Raw genomic sequence first — 17,372 nt, 5'->3', positions numbered from 1 at the left:
GTTGTTCCTGCTATTTTAAGTATGCTTACACAATAATATTATTTATCAGGTGTTTCCGATGTGCCTTCCTCGCTGTTTTTGAGGTAAACTTCAGAAATTCCATTCATACCTTCCATTAGTTGCGCTTTAGTATATTCCATACTGCCAACCAGTTTATGAAGCTTCTTATCATTATTCTCTTCTGTAAGTTTAGATTTTGAATCAGTCACATTTTTTCACCTCCATCATTTAGGATGGCAAATCAAGATGGAAATATGTATGACAGGCGTCGATGGCAGACACCCTCTTACAGTACACTTTAGGTAAAAACAGGTAACTTTCATTAATATCTGTACTTCAAATAAGCAGGAAAAGATGATTTTATGAATCTTTTTTAAAAAATCAGCTGTTTTCAAGCCACTAAAGGGATATACTATAGTTTAGCTTTTATTACATTTTTGTTAGTATTTTTTCTTGTCTCACATTGTGTAATATTTTACAAGTTTTTCTAATTACATCAACAAAATGCATATTGCAAAGGAGAATTGGATATGTCAGAAACGATTACCCAATCACAAACTGAACAACTTAATGCCCGCCAAAAACAATTAGATGTACTGGACCAATTATTAAAGCCTGAGGTTCAGGAATCATTGAACACTTTAGTCGAGCAGTTACCAAAACTAACTGAGTTAGTGAATATTTTAACAAAGTCTTATGATTTCGCTCAATCGGTTGCGACTGATGATGTGTTGAAAAATGATACGGTCAGCGCCATTTCGGAGATCGCGACACCTGTGGTCCATTCAGTGAAAGGCCTTGCGGCAAATGCCATCGAAGCTAAGGATCGTGCAGAAGCGAATAATGATGTGATCGGTCTTTTTGGTCTGTTAAGGATGATGAAAGATCCGCAAGCACAAAAGCTTTTCCGTTTCGCCCAAGCTTTTCTTGAAGTCTCTTCAGAACGTAAAAACCAAAAATAATTTGATAACTTTCAATCAGTAAGGACGGGGGATTAACTATGTCAAAACAAATCGTCATCTTAGGTGCAGGTTACGCAGGATTACTATCTGCCTTATCCGTACGTGAATATTACAAAAAGGATGAAGTGCAGGTTACAGTGGTGAACCAATTTCCAACGCACCAAATCATCACCGAATTGCACCGTCTTGCAGGCGGATCCATTTCTGAACAAGCCGTTTCCATTCCTTTGGAAAAGCTTTTCAAAGGAAAAGATATCGACCTTGTCATTTCCAAAGTGGAGTCATTCTCGGTCGATAATAAAGAAGTGAAACTTGCCAATGGTTCCACATTATCCTATGATGCCCTGGTTGTTGCTTTGGGAAGCCAAACAGGATTCTTCGGCATTCCGGGACTTGAGGAAAACAGCATGGTCTTGAAATCCGTAAATGATGCTAACAAGATTTACAAACATATCGAAGATCGCATCCGCGAATATTCTCAAACGAATAATGAAGCGGACGCAACCATCGTGATCGGCGGAGGCGGATTGACGGGCGTTGAGTTAATCGGTGAAATCGTGGATCATTTCCCTAAAATCGCCAAAAAGTTCGGAGTGGACTTCAAGGACTTGAAAATCAAGCTTGTGGAAGCTGGTCCAAAAATCCTTCCGGTCCTGCCTGATCACTTAATCGAACGTGCCATGACAAGCTTGGAAGCACGCGGCGTGGAATTCTTGACAGGCCTGCCTGTAACGGGTGTTAAAGGAAATCAAATCGAATTGAAAGACGGACAAACGATAACGGCCAATACGCTTGTTTGGACAGGCGGAGTTGCGGCTCTTCCTATCGTAGGCGAATCAGGCCTTGAAGTGGATCGCGGCAAAGCAACCGTCAATGAGTATCTGCAATCCAAATCCCATAAAGACGTATTCGTTGTCGGCGACAGTGCCGTTGCCTTCCCTCCAGAAGGCGGCCGTCCATATGCTCCAACTGCACAAAATGCTTGGCAAATGGGTGAGCTTGTAGGATACAACCTATATGCAGCATTTGAAGGCAAGAAACTTGAAGAATTCTCACCTGTAAACTCAGGTACACTTGCGAGCCTTGGCCGTAAGGATGCAGTGGCAACCGTTGGGGCCAATAACACGTCCCTTAAAGGCCTGCCGGCTACATTGATGAAAGAAGCAAGTAATGTTCGTTACCTATCACACATCAAAGCCCTATTCAGCCTGGCTTATTAATTCATTATCACCGTGACATGTTCACGGTGCATGCCCTTCATTCCCGTTTGGGAGTAAGGGCATTTTTCATATCAAAAAAGGCGGGCACCCGCTGGAGGGGGCCCGCCATATTTCACTCTTGTTGCTTTTTTATCTTACATTTTATTCGGTGCTGAAATTCCCAATAAACTTAACGCATCCTTCAATACGATCGCAACGGAAAAAGCGAATGAGAGCTTCATTTGTTTCCATTCATCTTCCACTAAGATTTTCGAATGTGCATAATACTTATTGAATGCACGCGATACATGCAGGCTGAATTTCGCGATTTGTGATGGATCGGCTTGTTCAAATGATTTTTGGACAATGATCGGGTATTGCTCCAGCAGCTGGATGACTGGCCACGCATATTCGCCTAAAGCGTCAAATTGGATGGCTTGCTCTTTAAAATCGCCTTTTTCAAGCAAGGAGGAAATTCGCGCATATGTGTACTGTACATATGGGCCCGTTTCTCCCTCAAAATTCATCATTTGCTCTAATGAAAAATCAATATCGTTCATGCGGTTATTTTTTAAATCATTAAAGATTACCGCTCCGACACCGACCTGTCTTGCAACAAGTTCTTTCTGTTCAAGCGCTTGATTTTTTTCTTCAATATTGCGCTTTGCAGTTTCGATCGCCTCTGCCAATACATCGGCAAGCAGCACGACTTTCCCTTTACGGGTCGACATTTTCTTACCGTCTTTCAGCATCATGCCAAATGCTACGTGCTGTAAGTCTTTTGACCACTCATACCCCATTTTTTCAATGACGTTAAAGAGTTGTTTAAAGTGCAGGGATTGTTCGTTTCCGACCACATAAAATGTTTTCTTTGCCTCATACTGTTTTTTACGATACAGTGCTGCAGCTAAATCACGTGTCGCATAAAGTGTCGCACCATCCGTTTTCGTAATCAAACAAGGCGGCATATCTTCCAATGGCACGACATAGGCACCTTCTGAAAGGGCAAGCAGGCCTTTTTCTTTTAGTTCCCCGACAACCGCATCCATTTTATCATTGTAAAACGCTTCTCCCGCATAGGAATCAAAACGGATGCCCAATAAATCATAAATCGTCTCGAATTCTTTTAAAGACGCATCCCTGAACCATTTCCACAATGCCAGTGCTTCCTCGTCCCCGTCTTCAAGCGACTTGAAGCTTGCGCGTGCTTTTTCATTCAACGATTCATCGGTTTCTGCTCTTTCATGGAACTTCACATAGATTTTCAATAATTCCTGAATCGGCGAAGCTTCGATTGCCTCTTTGTCGCCCCACAGCTTATACGCGACAATCAACTTACCGAATTGCGTGCCCCAATCTCCTAAATGATTGATACGAACGGCATTGTAGCCGTTTTTTTCGGAAATGTTGGCCAGTGCATTTCCTATGACCGTAGAGCGTAAGTGCCCCATGGAAAAAGGCTTGGCAATATTCGGGGAGGAATAATCAATCACGACATTTCCCTGTCCAGGCTGCATCGAACCATACTGATCTTTTTCCCTTAATATCGTTTGCAGCACGTTTTCCGTCACCATCTGTTGATTGACGAAGATATTCAGATAGCCTCCCACTACGTTCACTTCTTGGATCAACGCACTGTTTAATTGTTGGGCTATTTCCGACGCAATCACCTGAGGCGATTTTTTGAATTTTTTCGCAAGAGTAAAGCACGGAAAGGCGACATCACCTAACTCCATCAATTTCGGCTTTTCCATTAATTTTTCTATTTCACTTGCTGGCATTTCATTGTTCAAAGCAGTTGAAATCAATTCTGCAATTGGTTTATTCATCGTCATTTTCCCTCCTAAACAAAAAAGCCCCCGCCTCTAAATAAGAGACGAGAGCATGAATTCCCGTGGTACCACTCTAGTTGCCGCAAATTGCGGCCACTTTCCATTGTTAACGGGGTGACTCCCCGATATTCCCTACTGAACGTTTCAAGAAATTTCTCCAAAGTGCGCTTCATTCATCCGACCTGCATTAGGCTCCCACCATCCCTAACTCGCTTTCCATTTCAAAATGAACTACTCTCTTCATCACAGAATTTTCAATATTATAATTTAATCCATCGTACACAATTTAAAAAAACGTGTCAACAGAATTTAAAAACAAATCCTAACCAGCCGGTAATTTCATTTTGTCCTTGATCGTCGAAAAATACTTCCTTACTGTCCCAATTGTGCCGCTTTGATTGGACGGCTCAATATTGGATGGATCATCGGCTAACAGCCCTAACACTCCCATTTCCCGGCCATTATGGCTGGAAGGCCCATCAATAAGCTCTGGGGAGTATATTCGCTTGCCATCCATTATGCTGCGAATCGAGCAGGCTAACTCTTCACCCGGGTTATCCTTCAATAAATAACCACTTACATCAGCCTTTAATGCACGTTGAAAATAACCAGTCCTTCGAAACGTAGTTAAAATGACCACTTTGCATTCAAATGACCTTAATGCTTCTGCTGCCTCAAGTCCGCTCATTACAGGCATCTCCATATCCATGATACACACATCAGGCTGTAATTGGTGTACAAGAGCCATCGCTTCTTCTCCGTTAATGGCTTGCCCGACAATTTCTATATCTTCTTCAAGATTGAGTAGAGAACTTATTGCCTCTAATAGCATTTGCTGATTCTCTGCAATGACAATTCGAATCATTTTAAGTTCTCCCCTTTATCGAGTTCCTTATATGAAGCAAAGACTCCCCAAATCCGAGGATTATTAAGGGAGTCTGGAATGATACATGAACGTTACAGTTCAGATTTCACTTGAGTGGGAACACTTTTTTTCGTTAAATATTTTATGTCCTTGAAACCGACGAAATTCTTGGATTCCTCATCCCATAAGCGGAAACGGAGTGAGCTCAAGCTTGTCGCAAGAGTGATTGTCGGAACGTTCTCTAAAGGCTGCGTATTATTATGCGCCATTTCCAGTTTATAGTTAGGCACCCTTGGACTTAAATGGTGAACATGATGGTAACCGATATTACCAGTAAGGAACTGCATCAGTTTTGGAAGCTTATAAAAAGAACTTCCCTCCACTGCAGCCAATACATATTCCCACTCTTCATTTTCTTCAAAATAAGAGTCCTCGAATGTGTGCTGGACGTAAAACAGCCAAATGCCGATCGAACCAGAAATCATGAAAATGGAACCTTGTACCAGAAGGAAAGACTTCCAGCCTACTGCCAGGCAAAGCAATGCCGCTAAAACGACGATTAATGCATTCGTCAAATACGTATTATTTTTTTCCTTCTTTCTAGCACCTTTACGGTTAAATCTATTTTTAAGAAGGAAAACATAAATCGGCCCCAAACCAAACATGACCAATGGATTACGATAAAAACGATAAGCAAAACGAAGTTTAAACGGTGCAGCCAGATACTCATCTACCGTAAGGGTCCAAATATCACCTGTACCCCGCTTATCCAAATTACCGCTTGTTGCGTGATGCACAGAATGCTCATGTCCCCATTGATCAAACGGGAATAAAGTCAAAACACCCATGATCGTACCGACGATTCTATTCGCACGGCGGTCTTTGAAAAATGAATGATGCGTACAATCATGAAAAATTATGAATATTCTCGTCAAGAATCCTGCAGCAAACACAGCTGGGATTAAAGCTAACCAATAAGAAACGGAAAGACTTATATATGCTAGGTACCATAAAATGATGAACGGCCCCAAGGTATTGATGATCTGCCATATACTTTGCTTTGTCGTTGATTGTTCAAAAGGAGCAATTTGTTTTCTCAAGGATTTCGTATTTTGCAAGGTCATATTTCAATTGCACTTCCTTTTATTTGTCGTTATCCATAGTATAAAGAATCCAACCTGATTTTATTAGTACCAGGTGTCATGACTAGAAGATGACAAATGTCATGTACAAGTGATTTCCAGGTGAAAAACGTAAAAAAGGCCAACCAGGAAGAACCGGTTAACCTTTCACTTATATAGGATCTCGTTATCTTCAAAATGACAGGCGGCCTTACTTAAAGAACAGGACTGTCAATGCTTACAGCCCAGGCCCGTTACTCTCCTTTTAAAAACAAATAAAGACCATAATCCGTCGAAGTTGAGGCATAACCCATTTGGTGCAACATGGCCGTGATATTGCCGCGATGATAGGTTCCATGATTCACGACATGAGGTACCAATTCAGCTGCACTTGTTTTCATTTGTCCGCCTGCTGGATTCTCAATCATTAGAGGCTTATCTAAATTTTCTATTTGGCCAAGCAGCGATTTGTACCGCTCGGACAACTCAATAAACATGGCCTCCATTTCCTCCAATTCCTTTGACTCCGTTTGTTCCTTCTGTTGTTCAGCCAGCTCCAATGCATGTTTCATGCTTTTACCGGAAAAAACCTCCGCCCACCCCAGATCAGAAAGATACACATGGGCCATCACACTCGATATCGAGGAAAACACACTTTGAACTTCTTGATGGTAAACATCCTTTGGAAGCTCTTTTAAACGGTTGAAAATCTGATTATTTGCCCATATGTTGAAATCATAAAACTGCAATGCAAAATTTGACATATAAACTCTCCCCTTCTACTTACAAATCACTTGCCCTTCATACGGAATAACTCGTCCCACACGCTGGTTAGAAATGCCTTTCCACAATGTACCTCTATTTATATGGCTATTCCCCATAGTAAACTAGTAAAGTTAAATTTTTCAAAGGGGAATAAAATCATTGTGAAAAAATTCTTTGGATGTTTTATCATGTTAAGCCTTCTTTGTATGTGTCTCTTTCCGACCAGTGGTCATTCAGCAAGTAAAACCCAATCCATAGGTTCTGTTAAAGCGGACAATACAAAAGTTTTTAGTTCTCCTAAATTAGGTTCCACTCAATTAAAGACCTTAAAAAAGGGCGAGGAGTTTCCCATCATTTCTTCTTCCGTTGGGGATTCCGCTGGTCCCATCATTCATAAAGTGAAGACTGGAAACACATTATGGAAAATAGCAAATCAATATGGTGTTTCAGTAAGCGAACTTCAAAAAGTAAATAAATTGACCTCTTCCGAAATAACTGTTGGCCAAAACCTGAAGATCCCCCAGAAATATAAGATCCATAAGGTTGTATCAGGCGATACATTGTGGAAGATATCTACTAAATACAAGGTTACAACCAGTGATTTGACGAAATTAAATAACTTACGCACGGTTACCCTTAAAGTCGGCCAAAAATTGAAGGTTCCGGATTATTACTGTCAGGTTCAATTGCTTGGCGGAAAAAAGGGCTGGATAAAGGAATCCCAGCTTCAAAAAAAGGCGCAAAACCGTATCGTCATGGGCTGGAAGTATAATGGATTGAAAGAAAACTATACCCAGCAGCTTAAACACCCCAATTTGAATGTAGTATCTCCCCGTTCTTATACGCTGACGGATACTGGTAATTACGTTTCCGTTTCTGTAGATACAAAATACATCCAAGCTGCCCATAAACAAGGAAAACAAGTTTGGCAGCTTATCGGGAATAAATTTGATCCTGTTTTGACTGGTTCTGTATTAGGCAATACAAAAAAACGCCAGAAATTAGTTTCAGCTTTACGCGATTCACTTGTTAAAACGAAAAGTGATGGAATAAATGTGGATTTCGAAAACATCGACCCAAAAAATAAGAAGGATTTTGTACTTTTCATCAGTGAACTAAAAAAGGCACTAAAACCGCATGGAATTAAAGTGTCTGTGGATGTCACCCGAGAAAATGAAGACCCTTTTTGGTCAAAAAGCCTGGATAGAAAAGCACTTGGCAAAATAGCGGACTATCTAATCATAATGGGTTATGACGAGCATTGGGGAGGGAGCCCGGTAGCCGGGTCCGTTTCCTCGTTACCTTGGATCAAAGAAGGAACCAAGCTTTTAATGAAAGACGTACCTGCCCATAAGATCATATTGGCTGTACCATTTTATACGAGAGAATGGGTGACCGATTTGTCGACCAAAAAAGTGAAAAGTCATGACCGTACCATGGATGAGGTCAACAAAATCATTTCATCTCATAAACTTAAAAAGGTATGGGATAAACAGACGCAACAAAATTACGTGGAGTATACTTCCAAAGGGGAAAAGCATCAAATTTGGATAGAAGATAAAAAATCGATGAAGCTCCGTATTGATCTGGTAAAACAAAGTCATCTAGGCGGTGCAGCTGCTTGGTACATTGGATCAGAAACCCCTGACATTTGGGATGTCTATCATTTTAATCAATAGATAAATGAAAAAAGGAAAAAGGCCTCACATTGTGTGGGGCCTTTTCTCCATGACATCATTTTCGGTCGGTCTAGTCGTCTTAAGTGAATAGACCACCCCGATAAATATCAAGGAGATACCCAGAATTTGAATACCATCCGGTTTAAATCCTGAAAGCAGAATATCCAAAAGGATGGCAACTGCCGGATCGACAAAAATCATGAAAGATACTACATTTGTAGGCAAATGGCGAATACTATTAAAAAACAGCAAATACACGACGCCTGTATGGATGATGCCGGTCAGTACCGTATAAAACCATTCGGAAGATTTTAACGTTGTATATACCGAATAATCGACAAAAGGAATCAGTACTAAAAAACCAATGAACATTTGCAGAAATGTAGTCGCATATACACTCGTCTTTGCAATGCTCTTTCCTAAAAGCATGGTTGCTGCATAGAAAAAGGCAGCAATGATCCCATACATGATCCCTTCCCATTCAGGAGATGATGATCGAAATCCATCTGTTCCCATAATGAGTAATGTGCCAATGAAGCAAAGGGAAATCGCCAAGATGGAGAATACATTCATTTTCTCCCTAAAGATGAAGCTCCCTATAATGAGTACAATGATTGGCGCTAAATGATAAAGCGAAATGGCGATTGTCACCGATATCAGCTCAAAAGACTTAAAGAGGAATATCCAGTTCAACAAGTTGGCCACCGCGCAGAAAATGATGAGCATTACCTCCCTGCCATTCCATGTTTCATTCTTGAAATGTCCGGTGATCATCCAGGCTGCACATAAGAATACGGCAGCACAAATGCAGCGAACAAAAACCAGCTCCAATGCAGGAAGTCCTGATAGTTCCGAAAAGAAGCCGACAGAACCAAAAATTGTCATGGCTAGAGACAGTTGAAGAAGTGCTATTTTATTCATTTCATTTCCCCTCATTAAATTTCCAGTTTTTACATTTATACTATCATTTCTCGGGCATGCCGTCACGAGTGTAATGATATTCGCCCACATTTGATCAGGAATAAGCGCGGCAAGGCTGCCACGAATCTCATCTTCCCTGCCTTCCTTTATTTTGGCATCCCATTCCGGTTCACGTAAAATAAAAAAACAAGAATCCCCTTTTCATGAAAAGGGGATTCTTTCCGTGCCAGTGATCATCCCAAGAATAGATCCAGCAGATTACTGCCTGCAGATGATTGCCTATTATAAAACTCTGAATAACCGCACTGCTTGCAATACACAACCGTAAATTGATTATTCTGGACATCGAACATTTTTGACAAGCCTGTTCCTGTCATCGCTACATCCTTCTTGGCAGCATCATTGCTACCGCATTTCATACAACCCTTTTCGCTCATGATCCTTCATCTCCCAAATTTATTAAAATGATAAATGCTTATAAATACCGGAGCTTCCCGGCACCGTTCATAATTACATATACGGATAACCTGGATAAATGGTTTCGGAATTCATGCAAAAATATGTAAATTCCATTGAGTACTGTTTTATTGGCTGCCTTTTTTATTACGGTTAGATTTCATGGCAGGCAAAGCATTATACACACTAATTACAAAATAATAGATTAAAATCATATGCATATCGTCACTTATAGGAACGGGGGTATCATCAAGCTTAAAAATAACAAATAATGCATATACCCCCAACAAATATGATCGGATAAATGATGTAATGATAGATGAAATTTTTTATGAACATATTATTTTATCGCATCGCTTTCTTATTACTTAAACGGCCAAATTCTTTAATTTGGTCCTCCCCATGTAAAAGGGGTGTTTTCTTATTATTATATATTTGGTCCATCCACAGGTAGAAACTGTCTTCCTCAAAAAAAGAAAAGCTCTGTAGAAAATCCCCTTCCACAAAGCTTTCTTCAAATCTATTAGTATTTTACAAAGATAGAGTAGTGACAGGCTGTTTTATCCTGCATTATGATATTTCTTCTTATTTTATATGAGTAATCAAAGGTCTATATCTTTAAACGCCACTTTAAATGGTATAGAATTTAATGTGCCTTCTTCGATTAAATCACATACACTTTTATACTCTTGAGAAAAACTCTCACTAACCAAGGTTAGGAAAAAAAGACCTTCATTTTGGCTTATCCAGTATTCATTATCTTGGAAATTAAAAACAAATTCTTCACCATTTAATAATCTTTCTGTTAGCTCAGCTAATGTCATTTATTACTCACCTCATCTTCATTTCCTAATTTTAGTTTCAATACCATTTACCTCTTTTTCCGTTAGTAAATTTATGTCTATGTGGTACTTTAGGATGTTGCTTCGCATTCCCATGATTAGTATAATCAATATCAATTTTAGGTTTTCCGTTTTTATCATAATATCTTCTTTGTTTTAACTTTCCGTTAGAATATAAATCTTTTGAAGAATAAGGCTTACCCTTATATGATAATGAACCCTTCTTTTGTTTAGAATGATTTTTTGTTTTAGATCCATTTTTTACGGGAGCATTAAAATCTTTCTTTGCCTTATTATCAACTTTCTTATAAAGAGATGAACCAGCATAAACTACTGCTCCTCCTACTATAATAATTCCACCAACTAGTATCACTGCTTCTCCAACACCAGGAATAAATAGTAGTGTGCCTGCCGCTGCTGCATATTGCCCATCAGTATCCACAAATGTAACTGGATTATTATTTGCATAGGTATACCCATTCCATGAAATTGGATTAATATTATCTCCCGGGTGTGAATCTAATGCCAAGAAGCTGCCGTTCTCTGAATTATAATAACGTGTTTTAAGATAATAATTCTTTGTTTCGATATCATAGTAATACCCAGCATAACGTATCGGGTTAGATTGAGCTACTTCACCAACCTCGCTTAACACATTACCATAGGCATCGTACGAATAAGAACCTAATTCTTTTCCCTCATTATCTCGAATTGAAATAACATCCCCACGATAATTAGTCCAGTAGTGAAAAACTTGTTCCTCCCAGTTACTTTTCTCCTTTTCACGAATGACCATCCCTAGAGGAACGTCCTCATCCCACTGGTAGTATCGATATTGGGTATTAAGATTGCCTTCCAACACCACTTCTAGAACTAAATGCTCTTCATCATAATAATATTCGTGTGTTTTACTACCTTGTATTTTTTTTGTGCGTAATCCAGCTTCATCATATTCATATCTAGCAATTTCTTTGCCCTGTAAATCGTCGACTCTTGTTAGATAACCAAGAGCATTATACTCATAATTGTAATGTTCATCCTGAGTTAAATTACCGTCCAAATTATATAAATAAGATTTTCCATTTTTAGAAGTAATCTGATTAGCTGTGTTATAGGTAAAGGTATCCCTTTTTTTACTCCGGGTGCTTTCAACGCGATTTCCAACGTCATCGTAACTATACTTATTAATAGTTCCGTCGGGTAGTATTTCTTGGATTAATTGATTATTTTTATCGTTAATAAAACTTGAAACACCATGTATGCTCTTTTCTTCTAAAATATTCCCTGAACCATCAAATGTATATTCATATTTTACTCCCGTACCATTTCTTTGGGTATATTCGATACTTTTTAAAAGGTTACTATGATTATATATATTAGATTTTTGATATAGATTATCATTGATATTGGCTTTCTTTATATTATTAGTCAAGTCATAATCATAATCTAAGGTCAACCATTTTTTTTCACCAACTCCAACATTTAATTCATCAATTTTTCCTTCATCAGTATACCTAAAAGATTGTACAAGCTCCCAAGGCTCTTTATCTTTAATATAATTGATGCTTGAACTCAGTAGTTGTTCATTCTCATCATATATATACCCAATTTTGTATTTACCTTGCGTGTAAGACTCCAGCAATTGAGAATTAACATTATAGGTTAATTCTTTTTTCAGAAGTTGAGTGGATTTTATATCTTTATATATTACACTGGTTATTTGACCACTGTCATTATACGACTGATTCCTCTCTAATATTTCGTCAGATGGTGAAGTGGCTATTACACTTTCTATTTGGTCCATATTATTATAGGTATAAGTTAGTTTATTTCCAGAAGGTTTTATTTCCTTTTCCATTTTCCCATTTGAATTATATTGATATTTAAATAACATACCCGGTAGGGTTGCTTTAATTACTTGATCATTATCATTATATTCGTAGGTTTTATTTCTCCCTAAAGCATCTGTAAGATTCGTTAAATTCCCATTTTTATCATACTTGTATTTGCTAGTTTTTCCTTTCCCGTCTGTTATGTCTGTAATCACATTAGGCTGTAAAGGATGATATTTGTAAGATATACTTCTTTCTCCAGCATCTGTTTTGCTCTTTATATTCCCAAACTGGTCATACGAGATACTTGTTATTTGACCATTAGCATCTTTTATCTTTTTAGTATCAACTCTATCATCATAGACCGTTTCCTCATATGTTTGATTGGTATAAATCACTTTCGTTTCTCGACCATAAGAATCATACAGATAAGTTGTCGTTTCCTCACCATTCTTCGTGTTAGACAAGTTTACCCCATCATAAGTGTATCTTGTTTGTGTACCTGTTGGATTGGTGATTTTATTTACTCGATTATTTTCATCATATTCATATGAAGTTTTTCCATTAGAATCTGTATGGGTCTTCTGATTGCCGTTGGTATCATAGGTAATGGAAACCTTTACACCATTCTCATCGATAGATTGCAACAAATTATATTGATCATCATTTTGGAAACTTGAAGACGTCTCATCACTATTCATGATCTCGCTAACAGCAAACGTTCCATTTTTTGTATCTCGTTTATAAACCGTCTCATTGTCGTCAGTATCTGTCACCGAAAATTCATTTTTTGCACTATCATAACGGTACGTAGTAGAGACGGATATGGATGCATCTTTTTCCTGTTTATCGAATATCTTCAATTCATTTTCATCATAAAAATATTTGGTTTCATTCCCCTTGCCATCTACATAAGATGCTAGTTGGCCTAGTGAATTATAGGAAAGCTTTTCTGTGATGCTATCCGTTGTGCGCGAATCTTTCGTTACAATGGATGCCAACTGCTTATTGTGATACCCAATTTCCTTCCAATTACTTCCGTATCCTACTTTATTGATTAGTCCATCAGTGTTATAGGCTAATTGAATACTAGTCCGAATTTTATCACCTTGTTGATTGACTTCAGAGATTTCGGATAACTTATCTAGAGTGTAAAAAAAGCGGATTGTATTTTGATTGATATCCTTGTATGCATATAAGCGATATTCTTTACTTTTGCTCGAATTCCCCTCGAAGGTTTTTGAAAAACCATTTTTTTCTTTCAAGATAAATCCTTGTGCACCATTAACCGTTTCCTTTGTTAGTGTTAAATATTTCCCTTTTGGAGAGATATATTTTTTATTGCTAGAATCATAGCTAAATTCATGTTTGGTTCCATTTTCATCATAATAAATGACTTTTGCTGGTTCTGTGCTCTTAGCATCTACTTCTACAAGATTTTCATTTCCTGCAAATGTCCACCCTTGCCCAAGCGCAGATGTACGAGTGGACCGTGAATTATAGTAACGGGTGAAATCAAACCCCAAGAGTCCTTGAGTGAATAGGGATTGATCCGTGAACTCCATGACCATATTCCCCGTCGTTACATTGACGGAAGCTGTTACATTTCCAAATGAGTGGTCTTCATAAGTGAAATAATCTTCTAACCCGTTTAAATCTTCTCTAGGATCAACTGATGCGGTTGCTTTATTCGAAGCAGGACTTAAACCACGATTTCCTGTAACTTTACCCTGTTCTGTTTCTGAAGCATTATCGTCGTCCACAAAATAGGCTTTAACCGTTGCGGAATAATTTGATGAAACACCATAAATGGGTTCTGTTGTGAAAGACGTTTTGCCTTTTACTTGATATGTTTTACTTGTTTTATTATCTGCAATCTGTACCTCGTAATATTTTGCTGAAGGTGTCGCATCCCACTTCACTGTCAAACTACTTTTGTTATTGACCATATCCACTAAATTACTAGTTAGCTTTGCATTTTTAGGTGCATATAGTGGAATGTATCCATAGTTAACATCAGATGAAGCAGAATCCCCTGCTGCAGAAATTGCTTTGACTCGAATACTATAACGATTTGAACCATTTCCATAAGTAATACTAGGGTCAATTGGTAATTCTGTTCCTTTACCTATACTTGTCGATTTGTCTAATTCGACTGGATAAAGTTCTTTCATCCCATTTTTCAAATCCGCATCCGTAGGCCAGATCTTTTTCCCCTTTGTACTGACACTGGTTACTTTACCTACCGAAAATTCTTTATATTTTGTACCATTCCAAATAAGAACTTTATAACCCGTTGCATTAGTCACTGGTTTCCAGGAAATATCTAGCCAACCACGCCCTTTATTTACTGTATCTGTTTCCGGGTACGCATATGGTTTTACGGTTGGGAATCAATGGCTGCACCCTTTAAATCCAATAACACTAAATTTAATAAATGGGTAATTGGTTCCTGTAGTGCTATCATAATATCCTGTTTTTAATACATATTCCCCTTGTGATGGATCCCATTCTTTATTGTAATTGTTATTCGGATAGGCACTCATCACGAATGTATCTCCCAATGCATCAATCGATACAGAAGGGTCAATATAAATAGGGAAGACTCGCTTAGACGAAGATAGCCATTCTTTACTAGCATTTAAAACTAACTCATAACTATCGTCCGACTTTTTATTTAAATCATAATGGATATCTGTTGATCGTACACCGTCGCCTAACGTGTCGTTATAGTTTGAATCCACCATTACAGGCTTTGGTAAAGTGAAAACTGATTTCTCTTTAGATTCATTTTCATAGAATCCTATTGATCCGTCCTTTTCAACTTGACCGTATAAATCCGTTTGAATCGTATAATGAAATTCATTGATTCCATTATATTCATTCATAATCCAATCTTCTTTTACCTCATTATTTAAGGCAACATGCCGTAAATCAATATTCGGGTATAAAGATTTATGAGTTATTGAATTATCTTCTTTTACTGAACCCGATGTATAAGTTGGTTCAGTTTGCTTCTCTCCATCAGAGGCATGTGTTAACTCAAATGATAACTTGTGTTCACCAGATTGATAAATTAAAGGCTTATCTTGCTCTAATTTTTCAGGAAACTTAAATTCCAAGTTTGTTGTTTCTGTCTCTATGTAGCCCTTATTATCTTTTTCCACTAACTCTTCGGAAATGGTCTTGTACTTTCCGTCTACTTTGTTATGTATTTCTTCTGGATAAATCTCTTTAACAAAGTTTCCTTCTCCATCAGTGAATGTTTTTGAACTTTCCGTTCTTTCTTTCACCATTTCATCCAAATTGTCAGTATTGATTGTTCCCTTTTCATTTTGTATTGTCTGACTCGTATTATCACTTGAAGCACCTGTATAACTAGGCAACAAGCTACATAGCAAAGCCAAAATCAAAATCGATGCAATGTACTTTCTGAATTTAAACAATATATTTCCTCCAATTCCAATTAATTCTAACAGATTATACATCAGTAAATATATCTAGTAAATTAGTAAAAATATCAGAATAATAACAAAATATATCAAAACACACATACTTATTAACCATTACAAAAGAATCTTTTATATATAATGAATTTTATATAATCATAAGTATTTAAGTTAAAATACCTATTTTCGCTTAAATAACTCAATTTATATACTTACCAGGTATGCAAAATTATTGGAAATAAAATTTATAGTAACGATAAATTCGGAAGAACTTTTCAATTTTCAATCAATATGGAGATTCGCATTACAAACTTTAGATTGGGGGTTTGAGGGGATTAACACAGTCGATTTCTATAATAGTTATCTCCTGAAAGAGTTCTGATGTTTTATGAAAGATGAAGTTGGTTTAATCGCCTAATGCAAAAACAAAAAAGCGACACTTCATCTGAGAAGTATCGCACCTTTAATATAGAGAATGGGTATAACATTGTTTCGTCGAATGATTCATGCGTTCCCCTGATGCATAGGTCGAATTTCCAACACAATTGCCGAATTTCTGTGCGTGTTAACCAAAGAAAACCGATAATCGGGGACACTGGTGAAAAAACATTAAATCACATCTGCATCATCCAATCGTATTTCTGCGACCCTTCCACCTGGTACACACCAGAATTCCAAGGTAATATTTCGTTTATGGTCAATGTATCCGATAATATCGGCTCCCTGTTCATAACTTTTATAATAATGATCTCCGTACTTCGAAAGGACGTCCGCTTTCTTACTTCCTAATTTAATGCCTTTGCTTGTTTGAAGGGAGTTTTCAAATTGGGCGTCGTCCGTGCTTGAAATGATCAACCGCATGATTTTGCCTTTATCCTTGTCTGTATTGATAGAGGCCGTTTTTAACCCGCCTTTCCAATAATAATAATCATAAGCATTATTATTATCCTGATCGATGGGTTCACCATATTCCCTAATGAATTCTGGACTCGATATGTTATCAAACACTTTAAATCCCCCGATAGATTCATCAGACAAATCTGTTGATTTTGTCAATTTTTGAGAGAATGCCGAGTACACGTAGAGCCCTAATGCTGTTCCAATAATTATTAATACAATGACTAACTTTCGTTTATAATGCATTTTCCCCATCTTTAAATCTGCTCCATCTCTATCAGATTATTTCCGCGAAGTCCGCAATTAACTAGTGTTTTGTTCATATGTACATGGAGCTACTGACTAGCAAACAGGTAGGAACTGATCCCCATTACGAGCCCTCCGCCTATCCCGATCACTACGCCAGCAACTGTCCATTGTGATATCACCATGCCCATTAGAAATAAAGAAAATCCTATAATTCCAATTGATAGAACCTTGTTTTTATTCATTTTACACCCCTAAACCCAACTGAATATCCTCATATTATCTTATACGGATAATTTTGGATAA

Annotated in this window: 15 protein-coding genes and 1 other annotated feature; of the genes, 3 read left to right on the top strand and 12 right to left on the bottom strand. The window is 37.9% G+C overall.

Going from position 1 to position 17,372, the window contains the following annotated elements:
- Positions 1-38 precede the first annotated feature (38 nt).
- Positions 39-209 carry a hypothetical protein gene (locus tag J7I96_RS18665; protein WP_214924214.1) on the bottom strand — a complete coding sequence of 57 codons (171 nt, stop codon included), beginning with the start codon at positions 207-209 and terminating at the stop codon, positions 39-41.
- 321 nt (positions 210-530) lie between these two features.
- Here J7I96_RS18665 and J7I96_RS18660 point away from each other — a divergent pair, with 321 nt between their 5' ends.
- Positions 531-962 (top strand): helical membrane plugin domain-containing protein, encoded by a 432-nt coding sequence (locus J7I96_RS18660; protein ID WP_214924216.1) that lies wholly within the window; start codon positions 531-533, stop codon positions 960-962.
- Positions 963-1,000: 38 nt separating this feature from the next.
- On the top strand, positions 1,001-2,182 hold the full coding sequence (locus J7I96_RS18655; protein WP_063575153.1) for an NAD(P)/FAD-dependent oxidoreductase: 1,182 nt from the start codon (positions 1,001-1,003) through the stop codon (positions 2,180-2,182).
- A gap of 134 nt (positions 2,183-2,316) precedes the next feature.
- Here J7I96_RS18655 and argS read toward each other — a convergent pair whose 3' ends face one another.
- The 4 genes from argS to J7I96_RS18635 all read right to left on the bottom strand — a co-directional run bounded on the left by argS (position 2,317) and on the right by J7I96_RS18635 (position 6,743).
- Positions 2,317-3,996: an arginine--tRNA ligase gene (argS, locus tag J7I96_RS18650; protein WP_396020117.1), complete on the bottom strand. Its 1,680-nt coding sequence runs from the start codon at positions 3,994-3,996 to the stop codon at positions 2,317-2,319.
- 34 nt (positions 3,997-4,030) lie between these two features.
- Positions 4,031-4,249, bottom strand: a binding site (T-box leader).
- Positions 4,250-4,315: 66 nt separating this feature from the next.
- On the bottom strand, positions 4,316-4,858 hold the full coding sequence (locus J7I96_RS18645; protein WP_214924221.1) for a response regulator: 543 nt from the start codon (positions 4,856-4,858) through the stop codon (positions 4,316-4,318).
- A 92-nt stretch (positions 4,859-4,950) separates the two neighbouring features.
- Positions 4,951-5,982, bottom strand: a complete 1,032-nt coding sequence (gene desA, locus J7I96_RS18640) for a Delta(5) desaturase DesA (protein ID WP_214924224.1) — start codon at positions 5,980-5,982, stop codon at positions 4,951-4,953.
- Positions 5,983-6,233: 251 nt separating this feature from the next.
- Positions 6,234-6,743 carry a DinB family protein gene (locus J7I96_RS18635; RefSeq protein WP_214924226.1) on the bottom strand — a complete coding sequence of 170 codons (510 nt, stop codon included), beginning with the start codon at positions 6,741-6,743 and terminating at the stop codon, positions 6,234-6,236.
- A 189-nt stretch (positions 6,744-6,932) separates the two neighbouring features.
- Here J7I96_RS18635 and J7I96_RS18630 point away from each other — a divergent pair, with 189 nt between their 5' ends.
- A complete protein-coding gene (locus J7I96_RS18630; RefSeq protein ID WP_251029197.1) occupies positions 6,933-8,423 on the top strand; it encodes a LysM peptidoglycan-binding domain-containing protein in 1,491 nt (496 codons plus the stop codon).
- A gap of 24 nt (positions 8,424-8,447) precedes the next feature.
- On the opposite strand, the gene J7I96_RS18625 is transcribed toward J7I96_RS18630, so the two are convergent.
- The 7 genes from J7I96_RS18625 to J7I96_RS18595 all read right to left on the bottom strand — a co-directional run bounded on the left by J7I96_RS18625 (position 8,448) and on the right by J7I96_RS18595 (position 17,311).
- Positions 8,448-9,344, bottom strand: a complete 897-nt coding sequence (locus J7I96_RS18625) for a DMT family transporter (protein ID WP_214924228.1) — start codon at positions 9,342-9,344, stop codon at positions 8,448-8,450.
- Between the two features lie 233 nt (positions 9,345-9,577).
- The gene (locus J7I96_RS18620) at positions 9,578-9,781 is read right to left on the bottom strand and encodes a zinc ribbon domain-containing protein (RefSeq protein ID WP_034304303.1); all 204 of its coding nucleotides are present in this window, start codon (positions 9,779-9,781) and stop codon (positions 9,578-9,580) included.
- A 621-nt stretch (positions 9,782-10,402) separates the two neighbouring features.
- Positions 10,403-10,624: a hypothetical protein gene (locus tag J7I96_RS18615; protein WP_214924230.1), complete on the bottom strand. Its 222-nt coding sequence runs from the start codon at positions 10,622-10,624 to the stop codon at positions 10,403-10,405.
- Positions 10,625-10,661: 37 nt separating this feature from the next.
- Complete coding sequence (locus tag J7I96_RS18610) at positions 10,662-14,783, bottom strand: RHS repeat-associated core domain-containing protein (RefSeq protein ID WP_214924232.1); 4,122 nt, start codon at positions 14,781-14,783, stop codon at positions 10,662-10,664.
- A gap of 84 nt (positions 14,784-14,867) precedes the next feature.
- The gene (locus tag J7I96_RS18605) at positions 14,868-15,920 is read right to left on the bottom strand and encodes a hypothetical protein (RefSeq protein ID WP_214924234.1); all 1,053 of its coding nucleotides are present in this window, start codon (positions 15,918-15,920) and stop codon (positions 14,868-14,870) included.
- Between the two features lie 612 nt (positions 15,921-16,532).
- Positions 16,533-17,075, bottom strand: coding sequence for a hypothetical protein (locus tag J7I96_RS18600; RefSeq protein ID WP_311315229.1), 543 nt, complete (start codon positions 17,073-17,075; stop codon positions 16,533-16,535).
- 80 nt (positions 17,076-17,155) lie between these two features.
- Entirely contained in the window at positions 17,156-17,311 is a 156-nt protein-coding gene (locus J7I96_RS18595; protein WP_214924236.1) for a hypothetical protein, read from the bottom strand.
- Positions 17,312-17,372: the final 61 nt, after the last annotated feature.

Source organism: Bacillus sp. ISL-78, from assembly GCF_018613455.1.
GTDB lineage: Bacteria > Bacillota > Bacilli > Bacillales > DSM-1321 > Peribacillus > Peribacillus frigoritolerans.
This window is presented reverse-complemented; position numbering and strand designations above follow the sequence as displayed.